The organism is Sphingomonas sp. (genome assembly GCF_023266535.1).
In the GTDB taxonomy this organism is placed as follows: Bacteria; Pseudomonadota; Alphaproteobacteria; order Sphingomonadales; family Sphingomonadaceae; genus Sphingomicrobium.
In genome coordinates this window covers 437-19,299 of record NZ_JAHFPY010000052.1, presented here as the reverse complement: position 1 = coordinate 19,299, position 18,863 = coordinate 437, and the positions used below count along the sequence as shown (strand labels likewise).

Sequence of the window (18,863 nt, the reverse complement as noted above, 5' to 3'; positions counted from 1 at the left end):
TCTGGGTCAAGGGATTTGGACCCGACGACCGCGAGCTGTTCCGCATGCACAAAGGCGAAGTCGAGCAGCTGGCCAATCCGGAAGCCGCCTGACCGGCGCCGCTCCGCTAATGTCGAAAGTGGCGCATTCCCGTAAATAGCATCGCCAGTCCGGCTTCATCGGCCGCCGCAATGACTTCGTCGTCGCGGATCGAGCCGCCCGGCTGGATCACCGCGGTGGCGCCCGCCTCGACCGCCGCCAATAGGCCGTCGGCGAAGGGGAAGAAGGCGTCGGAGGCGACCGCCGAGCCGACGGTGCGTGGGCTTGGCCAGCCGTATGTCTCGGCCGCCTCGCGCGCCTTGATCGCGGCAATCCTGGCGCTGTCGCGCCGGTTCATCTGCCCGGCGCCGATGCCGGCCGTCACGCCATCCCTGGCGTAGACGATGGCGTTGGACTTGACGTGCTTGGCCACCGTCCAGGCGAACAGGCAGTCTTGCAACTCCTGCTCGGTGGGTTCGCGTTTTGTAACGACCTTGAGCATGTCGGGCGTGAGCATGCCATTGTCGCGATCCTGGAGCAGCAGGCCGCCGGCGATCACCGCCACCGTCTGCCCGCCGCGCGCCGGGTCAGGCAGACCGCCGGTCAGCAGCAGGCGGAGATTCTTCTTGCGCGCGAAGGCGGCGATGGCGGCCTCGTCGGCGTCGGGGGCGACAACCACTTCGGTGAAGATGTCGCAGATCGCCTCGGCGGTCGCTCCGTCGAGCTTGCGATTGACCGCGACGATCCCGCCGAACGCCGAGACGCTGTCGCAGGCCAATGCCTGGTTCCACGCATCGAGCAGGCTGTCACCGCTGGCAACGCCGCAGGGGTTGGCATGCTTGACGATCACCACCGTCGGCGGGCCGTCGCGGAACTCGGCGACCAGCTCCAGCGCGGCATTGGCGTCATTGAGATTGTTGTAGCTCAATTCCTTGCCCTGGACCTGCCGCGCCTGGGCGACGCCCGGGGTCGACGGACCCATCGGCAGGTAGAGGGCCGCCTGCTGGTGCGGGTTCTCGCCGTAGCGCAGCTCCTGCGCCTTTTTGCCGACGATGAAGCGCCTGTCGGGATAGGCCTGCCCCTGGTCGGCGAAGGCGAACCAGCTGGCGATCATCGAGTCATAGGCACCGGTCAGTGCATAAGCCTTGGCGGCGAGCTTGCGGCGAAAGTTGAGATCGGTGCCACCCCGCCGGTCGAGCTGGGCGAGCAACTCGGCATAGTCGGCGGGATCGGTGACGATCGCGACATAGCCATGGTTCTTGGCCGCCGAGCGGACCATCGACGGGCCGCCGATGTCGATATTCTCGATGATCTCGTCGCGTGGCGCGCCTTTGGCTACCGTGGCTTCGAACGGGTAGAGATTGACCACCACCAGGTCGATCGCACCGATGTCGTGAGCCTCCATTGCCGCCACATGATCGGGATTGTCGCGAACGGCGAGCAGTCCGCCATGGACCTTGGGGTGGAGCGTCTTCACGCGCCCGTCCATCATTTCAGGAAAGCCGGTATGGTCGCTGACGTCACGCACCGGATGGCCGAGCTCGCGCAACTTCGCTGCAGTGCCGCCGGTCGAGACCATCTCGACCCCTGCCCTGGCGAGGCCGGCCGCCAGCGTCTCGAGCCCGGACTTGTCGGAAAGCGAGATCAGCGCCCGGCGGATCGGAACGATATCGGTCAAAATTAGGTCCTTGAATTAGCTTGAGCGGCGGAACTGCCAGGCGATTTCGCCGCCAATAGCGGATACTTCGCCGACCACAACCAGCTGCAGCGTCGGCACCATCTGCCCGTGGCCGTCGATGAAGATGCTTTCCTCAACCTGCAGCATCGCGCCGCGGCAGCGGAAATTCCACGGCGGGGCGCCACCCGAACGGAGCAGCGCGCCCATGCCGTCGGCGGTGATCGTCGCTTCAACCCCGGGCGCGAGATGGAAGCGGATAGCGTAGGAAGCGGCTTCGCGGATCTTGCGGCGGCCTTTAGCGATCAGCCGGTCCTCGCCGCGAACCTCCTTGCCGTCATTGCCGAGGCTGAGGCGGCGCTGGTGGACCAGGCCGAAGCCTTTGACATAGCCGTCATGGCTGGCCTCGATCCGCGAACAGTCATTATCCTCGCTGCGGTCGACGGTGACGTCAGTGACGCCCTTGCCGAGCGTGCCGTCGGGGAGGATGGCGGTCGAATTGCTGTCGCCGATCGTCACGGTCGAGTGAGCGGCAGTCGAGCGCAGCGCCAGGACCAGATCCTCGGAAAGGTCGGTCGGCACGCCTCCAGGACCGCCGCAATTGACCACCAGCCGCTGCATGCCGTCGCTGATTTCCAGCGCCAGGGTCGAAGCGCAGCCGGTCGCGGCCATGCGCTGCGACGGCGGCGGGGCGGCGTCGACGACGATGATCGTGCCCAGAGCCGAGAGGCGCTGATAACCCCAGCCGCGGGCCTGGCGGAGAGGACGGGCGCGAAGCCCGCAACCTTCGATCAGAGCCGCCAGCCGCGCCGGGTCGCCGGGGTTGCCCCCTTGCCAGCTGGAGAGGGCGCCATCGCCCATGGTGACGCCATGAAGCGCGGCCAGCGCGGCCGAGGCGGCGCTGTCGAGCGCGTCGGGCAGGCCCTGCTTGGCGGCGAAATAGGCGGCGCGGACCAGGCCTAGCCGGTCAACCAGCAAAATCTGCTGCTCCGGGCTGCGGGTCATCAGCCCGCCATGCTCGAACTGCGCGGCGGCAAGCGCCCGCATCAGCCCGGATTCGGCATGCGACAGCCGCTTGTGGGCGCCCTGCAGGGTCAAGGCGGCAACCAAGGCGCCGGCCCAGGCGGTAATCCGCGGCAGACCGGGCTGGGCCTTGTCGGCATTGGCATCGAGATGGCGGGCACCGCGCGCCAGCGTGTTGAGCAATGCCGAGCGGTAACCGGAATCGCGGCTCGACAGGATGTAAGGGGCATAGGCGGTCCAGAACAGGATCCGCTCGCCCCACAGGTCGGGCGCCCAGGCGTCATCGGGGCGGCTGCCATGGGCAATCAGCCAGCGCCCGGCGATCGCCTCGGCGAGACGGGCGCCCTTTTCCCTGCTGGCCGAGGCGCCGAGGTCGCGCAGCCAGGAGAAACCGTGCAACTCGCGCGCCAGGGCCCCGCGCGTGCCGCTCTCGGCAAAGTCGACATCGGCCAGCCCCAGCTCGGCGCTGCCCAGCCGCAGCTTGCCGGCGAGTAGCGCGTCGCCCCGGTCGCGATCGCCGAGCACATGGTCGCGCGGCACGGCGACCAGCCGCAGCGGCTGCTTGCCCGACCCGAACAGGCGCGAGACGAGCGATCCTTTGGCAAGCCGGCCGAGCTTGTCGTCGCTCATCCGTCTCCCCGCAGCGCGGCGATGTTGGCGGCATATTGGCCGGGACCGCCGCGAAAGGCAGCGGTGCCGGCAACCAGCACGGTCGCCCCGGCGTCGATCGCCTGCGGCGCGGTGGCGGCATCGATCCCGCCGTCGACCTCGATATCGACCACCAGGTCCTTCTTGGCGACCTGGTTGGCGATGGATTCGATCTTGCGGAGCTGCGAGGCGATGAATTTCTGCCCGCCGAAGCCGGGATTGACGCTCATCACCAGCACCAGGTCGATTTCCTCGAGCAGATAGTCGAGCATCTTGGCCGGCGTCCCCGGATTGAGCGACACGCCGGCCTTCTTGCCGAGCGATTTCACATGCTGGACGGTGCGGTGGACGTGCGGACCCGCCTCGGGATGGACGGTGATGATATCGGCGCCGGCCTCGGCGAAGGCGTCGAGGAACTTATCGACCGGCGAGATCATCAGATGGACGTCGAACGGCTTGGCGGTGTGCGGGCGAAGCGCCTTCACAACGCCCGGACCGATGGTGAGGTTGGGCACGAAATGCCCGTCCATCACGTCAATGTGGATCCAGTCGGCCCCGGCCTCGTCGATCGCATGGACTTCCTCGCCCAGCTTGGCGAAGTCGGCGGAGAGGATCGAGGGGGAGATGAGCGGGCGGGCCATAGCGTGGATTAGACGGGATTATGCCTGACGGACAAGGTGTGCGGTGAAGAAGCCGTCGAGTCCGCCTTGCGGTTCCAGCATGCCGGGCAGGACGCGGAGCCAGCCTGAGGCATGTGGCGTCACGCCGTCAGCCAGCTGGGGCGCGGGTTCGATACGAAAATCGGGCCGGCCGGCGAGGAATTGCTCGATTTGTTGCTCGCCCTCCTGCGGCTCGAGGCTGCAGACGGCATAAACCAGGCTTCCGCCCGGCCTGACCCAGTCGGCAGCACGGGCGAGCATGTGGGCCTGGAGCTCGGCGCTGTGCGCGATGATGTCATTGCGGGCGCGGTAGAGGACTTCGGGATGGCGGCGAAAGGTGCCGGTGGCGGAGCAGGGCGCGTCCAACAGCACCGCGTCGAACGGATGTTCGGGAGCCCAATCGAGGGCGTCGGCGGTGACGGTTTTCGCCTTGAGGCCGGTGCGGGCGAGGTTATCGGAAAGTCGGGCGAGACGACTTTCGGAACGGTCCAGCGCAGTCACCTGATGGCCTGCGGCGGCGAACTGCATGGTCTTGCCGCCCGGCGCGGCGCAGGCGTCGAGTACCTGTTTTGCGTCAGCAGGAATCAAGCGGGCTGGCAGCGAAGAAGCCAAGTCCTGTATCCACCACTGGCCAGCTTCGAAGCCGGGCAATTCCGTGATCGGACCATGATTGTCGAGACGCCGATGGCGAGGGGCGAGCGAAATGCCGTCGGGAAAGGCGGCGCAGGCCTCGTCCGAGGCGAAGCTGAGATCGAGCGGCGGGCGGTGGGCGATCGCCCGGCGGGCAGCAAGCACGACCTCATCGCCCCAGACGGCGCGCCACCGCTCTTCGACCGCTTCGGGGAGGCGCGGAGCATCGATCGCCGGCACCCCCTGGCGCAGCAAGGTGCCGAGCACGCCATGGACCAGCCGGCGCGGACCGCCATCGACCAGCGGCAGCGCGGTCGCGACGAGTGCATGATCGGGCGTGCCAAGCCCGATCTTCTGGGCGAGCGCCAAGCGCAGCACCGTGCGCGCCTTGCTGTCGTCGGGCAGCCGCTGACGCGTGGCGCCGTCGATCAGCGCATCGAGATCGGGGAGGCGGCGCAGCGTCTCGCCGGCAATGGCACTGGCCAGTGCGGCGTCGGCCGGCGGCAAGCCGCGCGCGGCCTGGGCGGCATTGTCCATCGTCTGGCCGCGGCGCAGCACCGCATCGAGGATACGCAGCGCCGCTTTCCGGGATTCAATGCCTTCGGGGCTTGGCATGGCGCCCTTTAGGCATCATTTGCGGACCATGAAACGGCCAAAGCATGTCAAGGCCCCGGCCCATCTCAGCCCGTCGCCGCCGGTTCCCAAGCCCGGCCCGGCGAATCCCGAGCCGCCTGCCGGAGAAGATGAGAAGCTGGATCCCACGCGCTATGGCGACTGGGAGAAAAAGGGCGTGGCGATCGATTTCTAATCCTCTTCGTCGCCGGGCGGGCGGCTGAGCATCGTTTCCAGCAATTTGCCAATCTCGATCTTGCCGGCCAGCAGTGTCGCCACCGCGTCGACCAGGGGCATGTCGATGCCGCGCTGCTTGGCAATGCGGTCCAGCACCGGCGCGGTGTGAGCCCCCTCGGCGACGGTGCGGCGATCCTTCATCAATTCGACTGGATTCTTGCCCTCGCCGATGGCCTTGCCCAGCGAAAAGTTGCGGCTGCTGGTCGAGGAGCAGGTCAGCACGAGGTCGCCGAGGCCCGACAGGCCGGCCAGCGTTTCGCGCCGACCGCCCATCGCCATGCCGAAGCGGGTCATTTCGGCGAACCCGCGGGCGATCAGCGCGGCCCTGGCGTTCTGTCCCAGGCCACGGCCTTCGGCGATGCCGCAGGCGATGGCGAGGACATTCTTGACCGCTCCGCCGACCTCGGCCCCGGCGACGTCGTCGGTGCAATAGGTGCGGAAGTGGGGGAGGTTGATGCGGGCGCGCAATTCCTCGCCGAGCGGGCGGTCCTCGCAGGCCAGGGTCACCGCGGTCGGGAGGCCCGCGGCCACCTCATGGGCAAAGGTCGGGCCCGACAGCACCGCCACCGGCGAGCCGGGACAGACTTCATGCGCCACTTCGTGGAGCAGCTTGCCGCTCGATTCCTCAATGCCCTTCGAGCAGAGAATCAGCGGCATGTTGGGGCAGGGCGAGCGCTTCAGCACCGCCCGCATATGCTGGGCGGGAGTCACCACCAGCCAGGCGTCCGCCTCTGCCAGGTCGGAGAATCTGCTGGTCGCCCGAATTGCCTTTTCGAGCTTCAAGCCCTTCAGATAGACAGGGTTTTCGTGGATCTTGTTGACCGCCGAGACGACGTCTTCTTCCAGCGCCCAGAGCAAGGTGTCTCGCCCTCCTGTGGCGGCGACCTGGGCCAGCGCTGTTCCCCAGGCGCCGCCGCCGATCACCGCCAATTTCTCGATGCTCATGCCTTCACCCCCGCGCCGCGCACCTTTTCACCTGCCGGATCGAGCGGCCAGCGCGCCCGCGCCGGCACGGCCAGATCGTCGGTCATTCCAGCCGCAAACCGCTCCGCCCCGGCCCAGCCGATCATGGCGGCGTTGTCGGTGCACAGCCAGCCGGGCGGCACCGAGAAATGGCGACCATTTTCCTTGGCGAGCTGCTGCAGCGCGGACCGCACGGCGGCATTGGCCGCAACCCCGCCGGCGACCACCAGGCTCGGCGCATCAGTCTTTTCCAGCGCCCGCCGCGTGCGATCGACGAAGCAATCGACCACCGCCTGCTGGAAGCTGGCGGCAATATCCTCGGGACGGTACTGGTTGCTGGCGACCGCGCGCTGCACCGCGGCCTTGAGGCCGGCAAAGCTGAAATGCGGTTCCTTCGTCCCGACCAGCGGACGCGGCAGCGGTACGGCCGCGGGATCACCGTCTTTTGCCAAGGCTTCAACCGCTGGACCACCGGGATAGGCGAGGCCGAGCAGCTTGGCGGCCTTGTCGAACGCCTCGCCGGCGGCATCGTCGATCGTGGTCGCGAGCCGGCGATAGTCGCCGACCCCGCGAACCTCGAGCAGCTGGCAATGGCCGCCGCTGGCGAGCAGCAGCAGATAGGGAAAGTCGAGCTTCCGATCGACCAGGCGCGGGCTGAGCGCATGGCCTTCGAGGTGGTTGACCGCGATCAGCGGCTTGTCGACCGACAGAGCGAGCCCCTTGCCAACCAGCAGGCCGACCATCACCCCGCCGATCAGCCCGGGCCCGGCGGTGGCGGCGATGGCGTCGACCTCGCCGATGGCGATGTCGGCCTCGTGCAGCACCTGCCGGACCAGGCCGGGAAGGATTTCGACATGGGCGCGCGCGGCGATTTCCGGGACCACGCCGCCAAACGGGCGGTGCGCGTCATTCTGCCCGACGACCGCCTGCGCCAGGATCTGGCGGTCGCTGCCGACCAGCGCGACGGCACTGTCGTCGCACGAGGATTCAAGGGCCAGGATCAACGTCATTTCGTCTGAGCCTTTGCCTGAAACCCCGCCTTTGCGCTAGCGCGGGGCCAATGACCCAGCGTCCCCTGACCATCGGCACCCGCGGCTCCCCCCTGGCGCTGGCCCAGGCCCATATGGTCGCGGCGGCGCTGGAGAAGGCCCATGGCTGGCCAGAGGGCAGCGTGGTGATCCTGCCGGTCAGGACAAGCGGGGACCGGATCCAGGACCGGCCCCTGGCCGAAGTCGGCGGGAAGGCGCTGTGGACCAAGGAGCTCGACCTGGCGTTGCTGGCCGGCGAGAGCGATTGCTCGGTCCATTCGATGAAGGATGTCGAGAGCGAGCGGCCCGCTACGCTGCTCATCGCGGCAATGCTCGAACGGGCCGACGTGCGCGACCGGCTGATCGGGGCGGCGTCGATTGCGGCGCTGCCAGACGGTGCGGTGGTCGGCACCAGCTCGCCGCGCCGCGCCGCGCAACTGAAGCGGTTGCGGCCGGACCTCCAGCCTGTTTCGATCCGCGGCAATGTCGATACCCGCCTGGCGAAGCTGGCCGCGGGCGAGGTCGATGCGACCCTGCTGGCGGCCGCCGGGCTAGACCGGCTAGGCCGAGGCGACGTCGGAATAGCGATTGAAACCAAGGAGATGCTGCCAGCTCCCGCCCAAGGCGCGATCGGCATCGAATGCCGCGCCGATGACGTCATGACGGCGGCATTGCTGAGAGCGATCGATCATCTGACGACCCATGAAGCAGTGTCGGCGGAGCGGGCTTTCTGCCGTGCGCTGGGTGGCACCTGCCATTCGCCGGTGGCAGCCCATGCCATGATCGCGGGCGACGAGATCCACTTCCGCGGCGAGATATTGAGCGAGGACGGCAGCGAGCATGTCACTGAGACGGGCCGGTTTGCGGTCGGCGACCTTGAAGCGCCGGCCGAAATCGCCCGGGCGATGCTCGTCAGGGCGCCGGTGGCGATCCGCCGCCTGTTCGAAGTCGCATGAGACAACTTCTGCTGCTCCGGCCCGAGCCGGGCCTGTCGGCCAGCGCCGAGCGGGCACGGCAATTGGGGCTGAAGGTCATTGCCTGCCCTTTATTCCGTGTCGAGCCAGTGGAGTGGCAGGCGCCCGACCCGGCGAACTATGACGCCCTGCTGCTGACCAGCGCCAATGCCGTGCGATTTGGCGGAGCGCAGCTGGACACCCTCAAGGCCCTGCCGGTCCATGCGGTTGGGGAGGCCACGGCCGAAGCCGCGCGTTCTGCCGGTTTTGAAGTTGCCTCGACCGGCACAGGAAATGTCGCCGATCTGCTAGCGACGCTGCCCATTGAGCTGCAACTGCTCCATCTCGCCGGCTACGACCACCGCGAAGCAGCAGGGCGCAAGATCGACCGGATCATCGTTTATCGTTCCGCCGCGATCGACGATCCTGGAATCCCGGTGCTGGATGGATTGGTGGTGGCGGTTCACAGCCCGCGTGCCGCGGCGCGCCTGGCCGAACTCGCGGGCGAGCGCCACCGGACCCCGATCGCCGCCATCAGCGAAGCGGCTGCCGAGGCGGCTGGCCCAGGCTGGGAACGGATCGAAGTCGCCGAACAGCCCGACGATTCAAGCCTGCTGGCCCTCGCCGCGATGCTGTGTCACACATCGCCGCGACAATGACCGCGAGCCCATCCCGACAAGGCCCTTCATGGTCGGCCCGCATTGCCTGGGCGTTGCTGCTGCTGGTCGCAGGAGCGGCACTGGCGACCTGGGGCCTGTCGCGGTGGGAGGCGGGGGCCCGCTTCCTGGGCGTAACCCCGCGCCAGCCGGCGCAGCTGGTGCAACCGCCGGCGGCCCCGGCGCCACCCGCACAGTCCATCGCACCAACCCTGGCCGCCGCCGATGCCGCGCGCATTGCGGCGCTGGAAACAAGGCTGGGCGCGATCGAGAGCCAGGCGCAGGCGGCGGCGGGATCGGCCGGACGGGCGGACGCGCTGCTGGTGGCCTTTGCCGCCCGGCGGGCGATCGACCGCGGAGTCGCGCTCGGCTATCTCGAGCCGCTGCTGGTCCAGCGGTTCGGCGCATCGCACCAGGCGGCCGTCGCCACGATCGTCACGGCGTCGCGCGATCCGGTTCGCCTCGACAGGCTGACCACCGACTATGCGACCATGGAAAAGGCGCTGCGGGGCGGCGGCCCGCAGGAGGGCTGGTGGGCCGGCTTCCGGCGCGAGCTGGGCTCGATCGTCTCGATCCACCGCGCCGACACGCCCTCGCCGCAACCGCAGGCGCGGTACGACCGGGCGATGGCCAAGCTCGAATCCGGCGAGGTCGACCAGGCCCTGGCCGAAACCATGCGCATGCCGGGCGCCGCCAATGCCGGCGACTGGATCGGCCAGGCGCGGCGCTACATCGCGGCTCACCGCGCGCTCGACGAAATCGAATCCGCGGCATTGCTGGGCGACACCGCCACCCCTGCCCCGCCAATAACGGCGCAATGAAGGGCTTGGCATCGCGATTGCGATTTGCGAATCTGGCAGGGCCAGCTTGGGTTCAGCCGCGCTGAGCTAAAGCGTTGGCGATATTGTGGAAGTTCGAGGGGGCAGCCGGCGTCATGACGTCAATTTCGTACCGGTTCGCGTTGGGTATGGGGATTGCGGCAGCGGCCGGGACAGCCAATAGCCACCAGGCCGCCAGGGATCCGCTGGCGCCGCTCCCGCCGACCGCCACCGCCACAAGACCGGCCGCGCCGGCGCTTCCCCCGCGCATTGCCCCGGCATCGTTGCGCGATGCGCTCACCAACCTCGGCAGGGGCTTTGACGGCAGCGCGGGTATTTCGGTCGTATCGCTAAGCGACAATTGGCAGGCCGACTACAACGCCACCACCTTCTACCCGCAGCAAAGCTGCTCCAAGCTGTGGGTCGCAATCACGGCGATGGATTCGGTCGACGGGGGGCGGATCAGCCTGGATGACAAGGTGACGCTCGGCCGGGACGATCTGACGCTGTTCCACCAACCGATCAGCGCCCAGATCCTCGGCACCGGCGGCCATACCACCACGCTCGGCGCCTTGCTGTTCACCGCCATCACCGAGAGCGACAACACCGCCAATGACAAGCTGATGCGGTCGATCGGCGGGCCGCAGGCGGTACGCGACATGATCGCCGCCAAGAATCTGGGTTCGATCCGTTTCTATGAAGGCGAACGGGCGCTGCAGTCGAAGATTGCCGGCCTGATCTGGAGCCAGAGCTATTCGATCGGCGATGCCTTCTACAAGGCGCGGGGCGCGCTGCCGATGGCGGTGCGCAAGGCCTCGTTCGAGCGCTATATCGCCGACCCCTATGACGGCGCGGCGCCGCATTCGGTGGCGCTGGCGCTGGCCCGGCTGAAGCGCGGGGAGCTGCTCTCACCCGCCTCGACCCAGCGGCTGCTGGCGACGATGGGATCGACCAAAACCGGGGCGCTACGCGTCCGCGCCGCGCTCAAGCCCGGCTGGAAATGGAGCCACAAGACCGGCACCGGCCAGGACCTCCAGGGGCGGATCGGCGGGATCAACGATATCGGCATTCTGACCGCGCCTGACGGCACCGATTATGCGATGGCCATCATGACCGTACCCAACAAGGCCAACGGCGGGGCGCAGGACTTGATGCAGGCGGTGGCCCGGGCCGTGATTGCCGACCATGAAGCGCGGCGTGGCCTCTGATCCGACCGCCGAACGGCTGAAATCCAGGGCGGGCGTCCAGCGGGTGCCGGACCCGCGGCTTGACCTGTTCATCATTCGCCATTTCCTGGACGGCGCCACTTGTGCCGAATTTTGCGCGCTGATCGACGCCAACCGGCGTCCATCGACCATCGCCGACGATCAGGGCATCGCCCAGTTCCGGACCAGCGAAACCTGCGACCTTGATTATCGCAACCCGTTGGTGGCGAAAGTGCGAACGCGACTGAGCGAACTCACCGGGTTACCCCTGTCCCAAGCAGAACCTCTGCAAGGTCAACGCTATGCGCCCGGACAGGAATTCAAACCCCACACCGACACCTTCAATCCCGGCAGCGCCGACTATTATCTGCATTGCGCGGAAGCGGGACAGCGCAGCTGGACCGCGATGCTTTATTTGAACGAGCCCGAGGAAGGCGGCGCCACGCGGTTCAAAGCGATCGGCAAGACGATCCAGCCGGAGACGGGCAAGCTACTGATCTGGAACAATCTATTGCCTGATGGCACACCCAATGACGCGACTCTTCACCAGGGTATGAAGGTCCGACAGGGCACGAAGTTTGTGCTGACCCAGTGGTTCCGTCAGCATCCATTCGGCTAATCAGCAGATGGTTTGCGGACTGGCCCCGTCCTTGAGGACGACGGGGACGCGGAGGTAGCGCACGCCATGCTCATCGGCCGGCGGAAAGCGGCCGGCGCGCATGTTGACCTGGATCGAGGGGATCAGCAGCCGCGGGGTCTGCAGGCCCTTGTCGCGTTCCTGCCGCATGGCGACGAATTCGTCCTCGCTCACACCATCATGGACATGCTTGTTGGTCCGCCGCTCGGCCTCGACCGTCGTTTCCCAGGCGAACTGGTCGCGGCCCGGGGCCTTGTAATCGTGGCACATGAACAGCCGGGTTTCGGGGGGCAATGACAAAAGCTTGTGGATCGAACGGTAGAGCTGGCGCGCGCAGCCGCCGGGAAAGTCGGTCCGGGCGGTGCCATAGTCGGGCATGAACAAAGTGTCGCCGACGAACACCGCATCGCCGATCCTGTAGCTGACGCAGGCCGGGGTGTGGCCGGGCGTGTGGAGCACCTCGATGGTGAGGCCGCCAACCTCGAGCCGGTCGCCATCCACGAGCAGCCGATCGAAGTCGCCGCCTTCGGCCTTCACATCCTCTGCGCCGAAGATCGGCCGGAAAATATTCTGCACCTCGCGGACATGTTCGCCGATGGCGATTTTGGCGCCGGTCCGCGCCTTGATCAGCGGCGCGCCGGACAGATGGTCGGCGTGGATATGGGTTTCGAGCACCCAGTCGATGGTGACGCCGGCCTCCCCGGCCGCGGCCAGCAGTTCCTTGACCGAATCATCGTCGACCGCACCGCTCGCCGGATCGAAGTCGAGCACCGGGTCGATCGCCACGCCGCGGCGCGTTTCGCCGTCCCACACGAGATAGGAAACCGTGTTGGTCGGCTCATCAAAGAAAGCGCGAATGGCAGGCTCGGTCATGATTGTCTCCGAACGGCTTGACTTTATATAAGCGGTATCTAAATTAGGTTTTCCTAATATGCAAGTATCGACCAACCGAATCCAGCAACTGGCTCAACAATCGGCGCAAGCCGCGGCCCTGTTGCGCGCGCTGGCCAACGAACAGCGCCTCCTCATCCTATGCCATCTGTCCGCGGCCGAGGAACTCAGTGTCTCGGCGCTCGGCGAGCGGCTTGAACTAAGCCAGTCGGCCCTGTCCCAACATCTGGCCCGGCTACGGGAGGACGGCATTGTCGCTTTCCGCCGTGAAGCCCAAACGCTCTTCTATCACATTGCCGACCAGAAGGCCGCGCAGCTGCTGGGCCTGCTCCATGATCTTTACTGCCCAGAACTTTGAGGTTTGACGAGCCATGCCCATCAAGACAATTTCACCCGAAGAGGCACGCCGGCTGATCAACGCCGGCGCTTCGCTGATTGATATCCGCTCGCCCGACGAGCATGCGCGGGAACGCATTGCAGGCGCACTCAATATTCCGTTGGACCGGCTTGCACCGGGCACCGCGGCTGGCGACATTCTGGTCTTCCACTGCCGCTCGGGAATGCGCACTGGCCAGGCCGCTGCGCAGCTCACCGAGGCTGCCGGCGGGCGCGACTGTTACATCATGGAAGGCGGGATTTCGGCCTGGGGCAATGCCGGGCTGCCCACCAAGAAGGTGCGCGGCGCACCGATCGAGCTGCAACGCCAGGTGATGATCGTGGCCGGTTCGCTGGTGCTGGTAGGCACCGTCCTATCGTTGTTTCTTTCACCGCTGTGGATTGCGCTCGCCATCTTTGTCGGCGTCGGGCTGACTGTTGCCGGGATCAGCGGCTTTTGCGGCATGGCCCATCTGCTGGCCTTGATGCCGTGGAACCGGCGTCCGGCGAATGGCTGAGCTCCAGCTGATCATTGCCGCGCTAGGCGGCGCACTGGTCGGCTTCAGCTTGGCGCTGGTTGGCGGGGGAGGATCAATCCTGGCCGTCCCTATTCTGGTTTACGCCGTCGGAATCAAGGATCCGCACTTGGCTATCGGCACTAGCGCGGTCGGGGTCGCCGCCAATGCGCTGATCGGCCTGGCCGGCAAGGCCCGGGCCGGCGCCGTCAAATGGAAATGCGGCTTGACCTTCGCCGCAGCCGGTGTGGCAGGAGCAGCGCTGGGTTCGATCGCCGGCAAGGCATTCGACGGCCATGCACTGCTGTTGCTGTTCGCCCTGCTGATGATTGTCGTCGGCGTGCTGATGCTTCGTCGCGGCGAGCGTCACGGCGATCCTCATGTCACCCTCGGCCGGCACAATTTTGCCGAACTGGCCGGATTTGGTTTCGGCACCGGCCTCCTGTCCGGCTTCTTTGGCATCGGCGGCGGGTTCCTGATTGTCCCCGGCCTGATCGCCGCGACCGGAATGCCGATCTTCAACGCCATGGCGACCAGCCTGCTCGCCGTTGCCAGCTTCGGTATCACGACCGCCGGCAGTTATGCGCTGTCTGGCCTCATCGACTGGCCCATCGCTGCGTCATTTGTCGGCGGGGGAGTCATCGGCGCGACTGCGGGTGGACGGTTGGCGACGCACCTGTCGACCAAGCGTGGGGTCCTGACACGTGTATTTGCCGCGCTGATATTCGCTGTCGCCGCCTACATGCTAGGGCAATCGCTTCCCGCGATCAGTTTGCCCTAGCTGATCATCCATCGGCTCGCTCCTTGCCAATGCCGCTCTCTGTCCTTATAGGCGCCCGTCTTTCCAGATCATTGGAAAAACGAACGGCCCGGCCAGTTAGGGCTGCCGTGGCAGTTCGATAACGTCGCCCCAGTTGGGGCTACAAGGAGACGAAAATGCCCAAGCTCAAGACCAAGAGCGGCGTCAAAAAACGCTTCAAGCTCACGGCCACCGGCAAGCTGAAGCACGGCGTAGCCGGCAAGCGCCACCGGCTGATCAGCCATAACGCCAAGTACATCCGCCAGAACCGCGGCACCGAAGTCCTCGCCGAAGCCGATACGGCTCGGGTGAAGGCCTGGGCGCCCTACGGCCTGAAGTAAGGAGGTACTGAACCATGGCACGCATCAAGCGCAGCGTTACCACGCGCGCCAAGCACAAGCGGATTTTGGATAATGCGAAGGGCTATTACGGCCGTCGCAAGAACACCATCCGCATCGCCCGCCAGGCCGTCGAAAAGGCCGGGCAGTACGCCTATCGCGACCGCAAGGTGAAGAAGCGGAGCTTCCGCGCCCTGTGGATCCAGCGCATCAACGCGGCGGTTCGCGCCGAGGGACTGACCTATGGCCAGTTCATCCACGCGCTGAAGCTCGCCAACATCGACCTCGACCGGAAGGTCCTGGCCGATATCGCGATGCACGAGGCCGAGGCGTTCAAGGCGATCATCGCTCAGGCGAAGGCGGCGCTGCCCAAGGCGGCGTAAGCACTAAGCCTACGAGACCAGGAAGGGCGTCGGAACTTTGGTTCCGGCGCCCTTTTTGTTTGCCCCTTCCGGCCGAACACGCACGCTTCCCGAACGCGGAGCTGTGCTGCTACTGTCAGGCCATGGCCGCCGATCACGCCGAAGCCGATTTCCAGGCCGCCATGGCCCTGCTGGCGGCCAATTTCCAATCCCCGGACTGGAACAGGGTCTCCGCGCTGATCGATGGCGCGGCGGCGGCCGGGCATGCGGAAGCCACCGAGCGCCGGGCGCTGCTGGAATGCCGCGGCGTGTTTCGCAACGCCGATTGGGACGTGGCGCTGAATTCGCTGGCCATGGCCGCGGACCGGGGATCGCAGTTCGCCGCCCGGCAGCTGCTCCTGCTGGCCGATGACCGCTTAGAGCCGGACAATTCGAGCAAGTTGGATGCGGCCGATTGGAGCGACGTGCGGTCGCGCGTCGACATTGCCCGGCTGAGCAGTGCACCGGCGACCCGCGGCGACATGCTGTCGGCGAGCCCGATCGTTCATGCCATTCCCGGCTTTGCCAGCGCGGCCGAATGCCGGTGGCTGATCGACGCGGCCGCGCCCCGGCTCGATCGGGCGGTGGTTTACAATAATCCGTCGGGCGTCGATCCCGGCCGTACCAACCGGTCAACCCGATTCAGCTTCGCCAATGCCGACCTGGTGGTCGAGATGATCCGGCAGCGCATCGCCAGCCGGCTCGGCGCTCCGCTCGGCTGCCTGGAGATGTCCCAGGCGCTTCACTACAGCGTCGGGCAGGAATTTGTGCTGCACTGCGACTTCCTCGACCCGCAGCAAATGCGCGAGGAAATCGCCCGCAACGGCCAGCGCGTGGCAACTGTGCTGATCTATCTCAACGAGGATTTCGAGGGCGGCGAGACGAGCTTCCCGCGCCTCGGGATCAACCACCGCGGCAGGACCGGCGACGCACTGGTGTTCGGCAGCCTCGACTCGGCGGGCCGGCCGGATCCGCAGTCGCAGCATGCCGGTTGCCCGCCAACCCAAGGCGAGAAATGGGTGTTCTCACAGTGGGTGCGGAATCGGCCGCCCGGCTGAGCTCAACCGAGCAGGTCGTAGGCCGGCAGCGTCAAGAATTCCTCGAACTCGGGTGCCGTAACCAGGTCGTGCAGCAGTCGCGCGGCGGGCTTGAGATTGGGAATGTCGCCGAGCGCGGCCAGTTCGTCGGCCAGCCAATCCTCGAACAGGTCGAGGCTGAAGCGGCGGCTCCTTCGACTTGGCTCAGGACAGGCTTCGTCGAACGGCGCCTCGAACTTGAGCCACTGCCACAGCTGGGCGCGGCAGATTTCGGCGGTCGCGGCGTCCTCCATCAGATTGTAGAGCGGCACCGCGCCGCGCCCGGCGAGCCATGCAGCGATGTACTGGACGGCGACACGGATATTTTCGCGCGCGCCAGCCTCGGTCCGAGAGCCGCTGTGCAGCTCGAGCATTTCGTCGCGGCCAGGGATGCGGTCGGGGATTTTCGACAGCTGGTTGGGACCCGTCATTGCGGCGAACGCTTTCAGCGCGACCGGCACCAGCGCCGGATGGGCGACCCAGGTGCCGTCATGGCCGTTGCCGACTTCTCGCAGCTTGTCGGCACTTACCTTGGCGAGCGCAACGGCATTGGCCGCCTCGTCACCCTTGACCGGAATGAAGGCCGACATGCCGCCCATGGCGAAGGCGCCGCGGCGGTGGCAGGTGGCGACCAGCCGGAGCGAGTAGGCGGCGAGGAAGGCCTTATCCATGGTCATCGCCGCGCGGTCGGGAGTCAGCCGATCGGGCGAGTTGCCGAGGCGCTTGATGTAGGAAAAAATATAGTCCCATCGGCCGCAGTTGAGCCCGACGATATTGTTTTTGAGGGCGTGGAGGATCTCGTCCATCTCAAACGCGGCGGGCAGGGTCTCGATCAGCACCGTCGCCTTGATCGTGCCGCGGGTGAGGCCGAGCCGCTCCTCCGCATAAGCGAAAACATCGCTCCACAGCGCCGCCTCATGCCGGCTCTCCAGCTTGGGTAGATAGAAATAGGGGCCCGAACCGGCATCGAGCGATGCCCGAGCGCAGTGCCAGAGGTAGAGGCCGAAATCGACCAGGCCGCCGGCGACGGGTTGGCCATCGACGGTCACATGCCGTTCGGGCAAATGCCACCCGCGTGGGCGAACCAGCAGCACCGCCGGGTTGGGCCCAAGCGCATATTGCCTGCCGGTTTCGGGATCGGTGAAGTCGAGCCTGCCGAGCCAGCGGTTGCGGAGATTGATCTGGCCCTGGATGAGCTCGTCCCACACCGGCGAGGTGGCGTCCTCGAAATCGGCCATGAAGACTTTGGCGCCCGAGTTGAGCGCGTTGATCACCATCTTGGCGTTGGTCGGACCGGTGATCTCGACCCGGCGGTCGAGGAGGTCGGGCGGGATCGGCGCGACCGTCCAGGCGGAATCGCGGATATTGCGGGTTTCTCCAGGGAAGTCGGGCAGCTCGCCGGCATCGAACCTTTTCTGCCGCTCGATCCGCGCCGCCAACAGCTCGCGCCGGCGGGCGTCGAATTGCCGGTGCAGCTCGGCCAGGAAGCCGAGTGCCTCGTCGGTCAGAATGTCGGCGGCGCCGGGGAGGGATGATGGCGCCGCCAAGGCTGATGGCCGGTCAAGAACAGCAGTCACGCGCGCAAGGCCTCCTCGGTGATCACATAGCGTTTGGTCGCGCATAGCCGGTCGCGGAACGACAGGCGCGTCCATTCGGTGCGGGCCCTGAACAGGTCGGGGAAAGGCCCGGAGATTTCCTCGGTGCCCGGAACGATCGCGTCAAAGCGGCAATCCCGATAGTCGCCGCCGAGGACCCAATAGCGTGTCGTCATCATGCTTCTCCCCGGATCAAGCGTGAGCGAACTGTGCGGCTTCGGTGGACTCACTCAACGCCACGGTCGACGCCTGGCCGGCCGAAATGGCGGTAGCGATGGCATCGAAATAGCCGGTGCCGACCTCGCGCTGGTGGCGGGTGGCGGTATAGCCGAAGGCCTCGCTGTCGAACTCGGCCTGCTGCAGCTCAGAATAGGCTGCCATGCCGCGATCGCGGTAGCCCGAGGCCAGCTCGAACATGCCATGGTTGAGGCTGTGGAAGCCGGCCAGGGTGACGAACTGGAACTTGTAGCCCATCGCGCCCAGCTCGCGCTGGAATTTGGCGATCGTCGCCTCGTCGAGCTTGGCCTTCCAGTTGAAGCTGGGCGAGCAATTATAGGCCAGCAGCTTGCCCGGATATTGTTTGTGCACGGCCTCGGCAAAGATCCGCGCTTCATCCAGATTGGGGTGGCTGGTTTCCCACCATAAGAGGTCGGCATGGGCGGCGAAGGCGAGGCCGCGGGCGATACAATGGTCGAGCCCGCTGCCCTCCTTCAACCGGAAAAAGCCTTCGGATGTCCGTTCGCCGGTGAGGAATTGCCGGTCGCGCTCGTCGACGTCGCTGGTGATGAGCCTGGCGCTCTCCGCATCGGTGCGGGCGACGAGGATGGTCGGAACGCCGCTAACGTCGGCCGCCAGCCGGGCCGCGTCGAGGTTGCGGATCGCGGCTTGCGTGGGGATCAGCACCTTGCCGCCCAAATGGCCGCACTTCTTTTCCGAGGCGAGCTGGTCCTCGAAATGGACCCCGGCGACGCCCGCCTCGATGTAGCTCTTCATGATCTCGAAGCAGTTGAGCGGCCCGCCGAACCCGGCCTCGGCATCGGCGACAATCGGTGCGAACCAGTCGCGTTTGGCGCCGCCTTCCATATGCTCGATCTGGTCGGCGCGCTGCAGG

Annotated in this window: 22 protein-coding genes; 12 read left to right on the top strand and 10 right to left on the bottom strand. The window is 66.6% G+C overall.

The annotated features are described in order from the left end of the window. Positions 1 to 106: 106 nt before the first annotated feature. The 4 genes from purH to Q0C64_RS09275 are packed head-to-tail and all read right to left on the bottom strand — an operon-like array spanning position 107 to position 5,268. Positions 107 to 1,696, bottom strand: coding sequence for a bifunctional phosphoribosylaminoimidazolecarboxamide formyltransferase/IMP cyclohydrolase (purH, locus tag Q0C64_RS09290; RefSeq protein ID WP_294123045.1), 1,590 nt, complete (start codon positions 1,694 to 1,696; stop codon positions 107 to 109). A gap of 15 nt (positions 1,697 to 1,711) precedes the next feature. Next, entirely contained in the window at positions 1,712 to 3,346 is a 1,635-nt protein-coding gene (locus Q0C64_RS09285) for a heparinase II/III family protein (RefSeq protein WP_294123043.1), read from the bottom strand. Beyond that, positions 3,343 to 4,005 carry a ribulose-phosphate 3-epimerase gene (gene rpe / locus Q0C64_RS09280; protein ID WP_294123041.1) on the bottom strand — a complete coding sequence of 221 codons (663 nt, stop codon included), beginning with the start codon at positions 4,003 to 4,005 and terminating at the stop codon, positions 3,343 to 3,345. Before rpe ends, Q0C64_RS09285 begins: the two co-directional genes overlap by 4 nt. 18 nt (positions 4,006 to 4,023) lie before the next feature. Then, entirely contained in the window at positions 4,024 to 5,268 is a 1,245-nt protein-coding gene (locus Q0C64_RS09275) for an RsmB/NOP family class I SAM-dependent RNA methyltransferase (RefSeq protein ID WP_294123038.1), read from the bottom strand. A 28-nt stretch (positions 5,269 to 5,296) separates the two neighbouring features. Here Q0C64_RS09275 and Q0C64_RS09270 point away from each other — a divergent pair, with 28 nt between their 5' ends. Next, positions 5,297 to 5,461, top strand: coding sequence for a DUF1674 domain-containing protein (locus Q0C64_RS09270; protein WP_294123036.1), 165 nt, complete (start codon positions 5,297 to 5,299; stop codon positions 5,459 to 5,461). On the opposite strand, the gene Q0C64_RS09265 is transcribed toward Q0C64_RS09270, so the two are convergent. Further along, a complete protein-coding gene (locus Q0C64_RS09265) occupies positions 5,458 to 6,447 on the bottom strand; it encodes an NAD(P)H-dependent glycerol-3-phosphate dehydrogenase (RefSeq protein ID WP_294123035.1) in 990 nt (329 codons plus the stop codon). The genes Q0C64_RS09270 and Q0C64_RS09265 overlap by 4 nt on opposite strands. Then, on the bottom strand, positions 6,444 to 7,475 hold the full coding sequence (tsaD, locus tag Q0C64_RS09260; protein ID WP_294123034.1) for a tRNA (adenosine(37)-N6)-threonylcarbamoyltransferase complex transferase subunit TsaD: 1,032 nt from the start codon (positions 7,473 to 7,475) through the stop codon (positions 6,444 to 6,446). The genes Q0C64_RS09265 and tsaD overlap by 4 nt, the downstream gene beginning before the upstream one ends. A 50-nt stretch (positions 7,476 to 7,525) precedes the next feature. Here tsaD and hemC point away from each other — a divergent pair, with 50 nt between their 5' ends. The 5 genes from hemC to Q0C64_RS09235 all read left to right on the top strand — a co-directional run bounded on the left by hemC (position 7,526) and on the right by Q0C64_RS09235 (position 11,744). Continuing rightward, positions 7,526 to 8,449, top strand: coding sequence for a hydroxymethylbilane synthase (gene hemC / locus Q0C64_RS09255; protein WP_294123033.1), 924 nt, complete (start codon positions 7,526 to 7,528; stop codon positions 8,447 to 8,449). Then, positions 8,446 to 9,105, top strand: coding sequence for a uroporphyrinogen-III synthase (locus tag Q0C64_RS09250; protein WP_294123031.1), 660 nt, complete (start codon positions 8,446 to 8,448; stop codon positions 9,103 to 9,105). Before hemC ends, Q0C64_RS09250 begins: the two co-directional genes overlap by 4 nt. Further along, positions 9,102 to 9,923: a hypothetical protein gene (locus Q0C64_RS09245; RefSeq protein WP_294123029.1), complete on the top strand. Its 822-nt coding sequence runs from the start codon at positions 9,102 to 9,104 to the stop codon at positions 9,921 to 9,923. The genes Q0C64_RS09250 and Q0C64_RS09245 overlap by 4 nt, the downstream gene beginning before the upstream one ends. Positions 9,924 to 10,036: 113 nt before the next feature. Further along, positions 10,037 to 11,128: a serine hydrolase gene (locus Q0C64_RS09240; protein ID WP_294123027.1), complete on the top strand. Its 1,092-nt coding sequence runs from the start codon at positions 10,037 to 10,039 to the stop codon at positions 11,126 to 11,128. After that, the gene (locus Q0C64_RS09235) at positions 11,106 to 11,744 is read left to right on the top strand and encodes a 2OG-Fe(II) oxygenase (protein ID WP_294123025.1); all 639 of its coding nucleotides are present in this window, start codon (positions 11,106 to 11,108) and stop codon (positions 11,742 to 11,744) included. Before Q0C64_RS09240 ends, Q0C64_RS09235 begins: the two co-directional genes overlap by 23 nt. On the opposite strand, the gene Q0C64_RS09230 is transcribed toward Q0C64_RS09235, so the two are convergent. Beyond that, a complete protein-coding gene (locus Q0C64_RS09230; protein WP_294123023.1) occupies positions 11,745 to 12,635 on the bottom strand; it encodes an MBL fold metallo-hydrolase in 891 nt (296 codons plus the stop codon). 58 nt (positions 12,636 to 12,693) lie between these two features. On the opposite strand from Q0C64_RS09230, the gene Q0C64_RS09225 reads away from it, so the two are divergent. The 6 genes from Q0C64_RS09225 to Q0C64_RS09200 all read left to right on the top strand — a co-directional run bounded on the left by Q0C64_RS09225 (position 12,694) and on the right by Q0C64_RS09200 (position 16,139). Continuing rightward, positions 12,694 to 13,011, top strand: a complete 318-nt coding sequence (locus tag Q0C64_RS09225) for a metalloregulator ArsR/SmtB family transcription factor (protein ID WP_294123021.1) — start codon at positions 12,694 to 12,696, stop codon at positions 13,009 to 13,011. Positions 13,012 to 13,024: 13 nt separating this feature from the next. Beyond that, entirely contained in the window at positions 13,025 to 13,546 is a 522-nt protein-coding gene (locus tag Q0C64_RS09220; RefSeq protein ID WP_294123019.1) for a rhodanese family protein, read from the top strand. Beyond that, positions 13,539 to 14,324 (top strand): sulfite exporter TauE/SafE family protein, encoded by a 786-nt coding sequence (locus Q0C64_RS09215; RefSeq protein WP_294123017.1) that lies wholly within the window; start codon positions 13,539 to 13,541, stop codon positions 14,322 to 14,324. Before Q0C64_RS09220 ends, Q0C64_RS09215 begins: the two co-directional genes overlap by 8 nt. A 155-nt stretch (positions 14,325 to 14,479) precedes the next feature. Beyond that, positions 14,480 to 14,683, top strand: a complete 204-nt coding sequence (rpmI, locus tag Q0C64_RS09210; RefSeq protein ID WP_294123016.1) for a 50S ribosomal protein L35 — start codon at positions 14,480 to 14,482, stop codon at positions 14,681 to 14,683. Between the two features lie 14 nt (positions 14,684 to 14,697). Further along, a complete protein-coding gene (gene rplT / locus Q0C64_RS09205; RefSeq protein WP_294123015.1) occupies positions 14,698 to 15,063 on the top strand; it encodes a 50S ribosomal protein L20 in 366 nt (121 codons plus the stop codon). A gap of 122 nt (positions 15,064 to 15,185) precedes the next feature. Next, the gene (locus tag Q0C64_RS09200) at positions 15,186 to 16,139 is read left to right on the top strand and encodes a 2OG-Fe(II) oxygenase (protein ID WP_294123013.1); all 954 of its coding nucleotides are present in this window, start codon (positions 15,186 to 15,188) and stop codon (positions 16,137 to 16,139) included. Positions 16,140 to 16,141: 2 nt separating this feature from the next. Here the strand turns inward: Q0C64_RS09200 and aceB are convergent, their stop codons facing one another. The 3 genes from aceB to Q0C64_RS09185 all read right to left on the bottom strand — a co-directional run. Then, a complete protein-coding gene (gene aceB, locus Q0C64_RS09195; protein WP_294123011.1) occupies positions 16,142 to 17,704 on the bottom strand; it encodes a malate synthase A in 1,563 nt (520 codons plus the stop codon). Positions 17,705 to 17,730: 26 nt separating this feature from the next. Continuing rightward, entirely contained in the window at positions 17,731 to 17,928 is a 198-nt protein-coding gene (locus Q0C64_RS09190) for a hypothetical protein (protein ID WP_294123010.1), read from the bottom strand. 16 nt (positions 17,929 to 17,944) lie between these two features. After that, the coding region (locus Q0C64_RS09185; RefSeq protein ID WP_294123008.1) for an isocitrate lyase/phosphoenolpyruvate mutase family protein at positions 17,945 to 18,863 on the bottom strand (919 nt) is incomplete at its 5' end.

What these genes read in the sequence shown, in the direction of transcription:
- Q0C64_RS09190 (WP_294123010.1), bottom strand. Translation starts at nt 17,928, where the DNA reads ATGACGACACGCTATTGGGTCCTCGGCGGCGACTATCGGGATTGCCGC.
- Q0C64_RS09235 (WP_294123025.1), top strand. Translation starts at nt 11,106, where the DNA reads ATGAAGCGCGGCGTGGCCTCTGATCCGACCGCCGAACGGCTGAAATCC.
- tsaD (WP_294123034.1), bottom strand. Translation starts at nt 7,475, where the DNA reads ATGACGTTGATCCTGGCCCTTGAATCCTCGTGCGACGACAGTGCCGTC.
- Q0C64_RS09285 (WP_294123043.1), bottom strand. Translation starts at nt 3,346, where the DNA reads ATGAGCGACGACAAGCTCGGCCGGCTTGCCAAAGGATCGCTCGTCTCG.
- Q0C64_RS09250 (WP_294123031.1), top strand. Translation starts at nt 8,446, where the DNA reads ATGAGACAACTTCTGCTGCTCCGGCCCGAGCCGGGCCTGTCGGCCAGC.
- Q0C64_RS09230 (WP_294123023.1), bottom strand. Translation starts at nt 12,635, where the DNA reads ATGACCGAGCCTGCCATTCGCGCTTTCTTTGATGAGCCGACCAACACG.
- rpe (WP_294123041.1), bottom strand. Translation starts at nt 4,005, where the DNA reads ATGGCCCGCCCGCTCATCTCCCCCTCGATCCTCTCCGCCGACTTCGCC.
- Q0C64_RS09225 (WP_294123021.1), top strand. Translation starts at nt 12,694, where the DNA reads ATGCAAGTATCGACCAACCGAATCCAGCAACTGGCTCAACAATCGGCG.
- Q0C64_RS09265 (WP_294123035.1), bottom strand. Translation starts at nt 6,447, where the DNA reads ATGAGCATCGAGAAATTGGCGGTGATCGGCGGCGGCGCCTGGGGAACA.
- Q0C64_RS09220 (WP_294123019.1), top strand. Translation starts at nt 13,025, where the DNA reads ATGCCCATCAAGACAATTTCACCCGAAGAGGCACGCCGGCTGATCAAC.
- rplT (WP_294123015.1), top strand. Translation starts at nt 14,698, where the DNA reads ATGGCACGCATCAAGCGCAGCGTTACCACGCGCGCCAAGCACAAGCGG.
- Q0C64_RS09275 (WP_294123038.1), bottom strand. Translation starts at nt 5,268, where the DNA reads ATGCCAAGCCCCGAAGGCATTGAATCCCGGAAAGCGGCGCTGCGTATC.
- Q0C64_RS09270 (WP_294123036.1), top strand. Translation starts at nt 5,297, where the DNA reads ATGAAACGGCCAAAGCATGTCAAGGCCCCGGCCCATCTCAGCCCGTCG.
- Q0C64_RS09200 (WP_294123013.1), top strand. Translation starts at nt 15,186, where the DNA reads ATGGCCGCCGATCACGCCGAAGCCGATTTCCAGGCCGCCATGGCCCTG.
- Q0C64_RS09245 (WP_294123029.1), top strand. Translation starts at nt 9,102, where the DNA reads ATGACCGCGAGCCCATCCCGACAAGGCCCTTCATGGTCGGCCCGCATT.
- rpmI (WP_294123016.1), top strand. Translation starts at nt 14,480, where the DNA reads ATGCCCAAGCTCAAGACCAAGAGCGGCGTCAAAAAACGCTTCAAGCTC.
- Q0C64_RS09215 (WP_294123017.1), top strand. Translation starts at nt 13,539, where the DNA reads ATGGCTGAGCTCCAGCTGATCATTGCCGCGCTAGGCGGCGCACTGGTC.
- Q0C64_RS09240 (WP_294123027.1), top strand. Translation starts at nt 10,037, where the DNA reads ATGACGTCAATTTCGTACCGGTTCGCGTTGGGTATGGGGATTGCGGCA.
- hemC (WP_294123033.1), top strand. Translation starts at nt 7,526, where the DNA reads ATGACCCAGCGTCCCCTGACCATCGGCACCCGCGGCTCCCCCCTGGCG.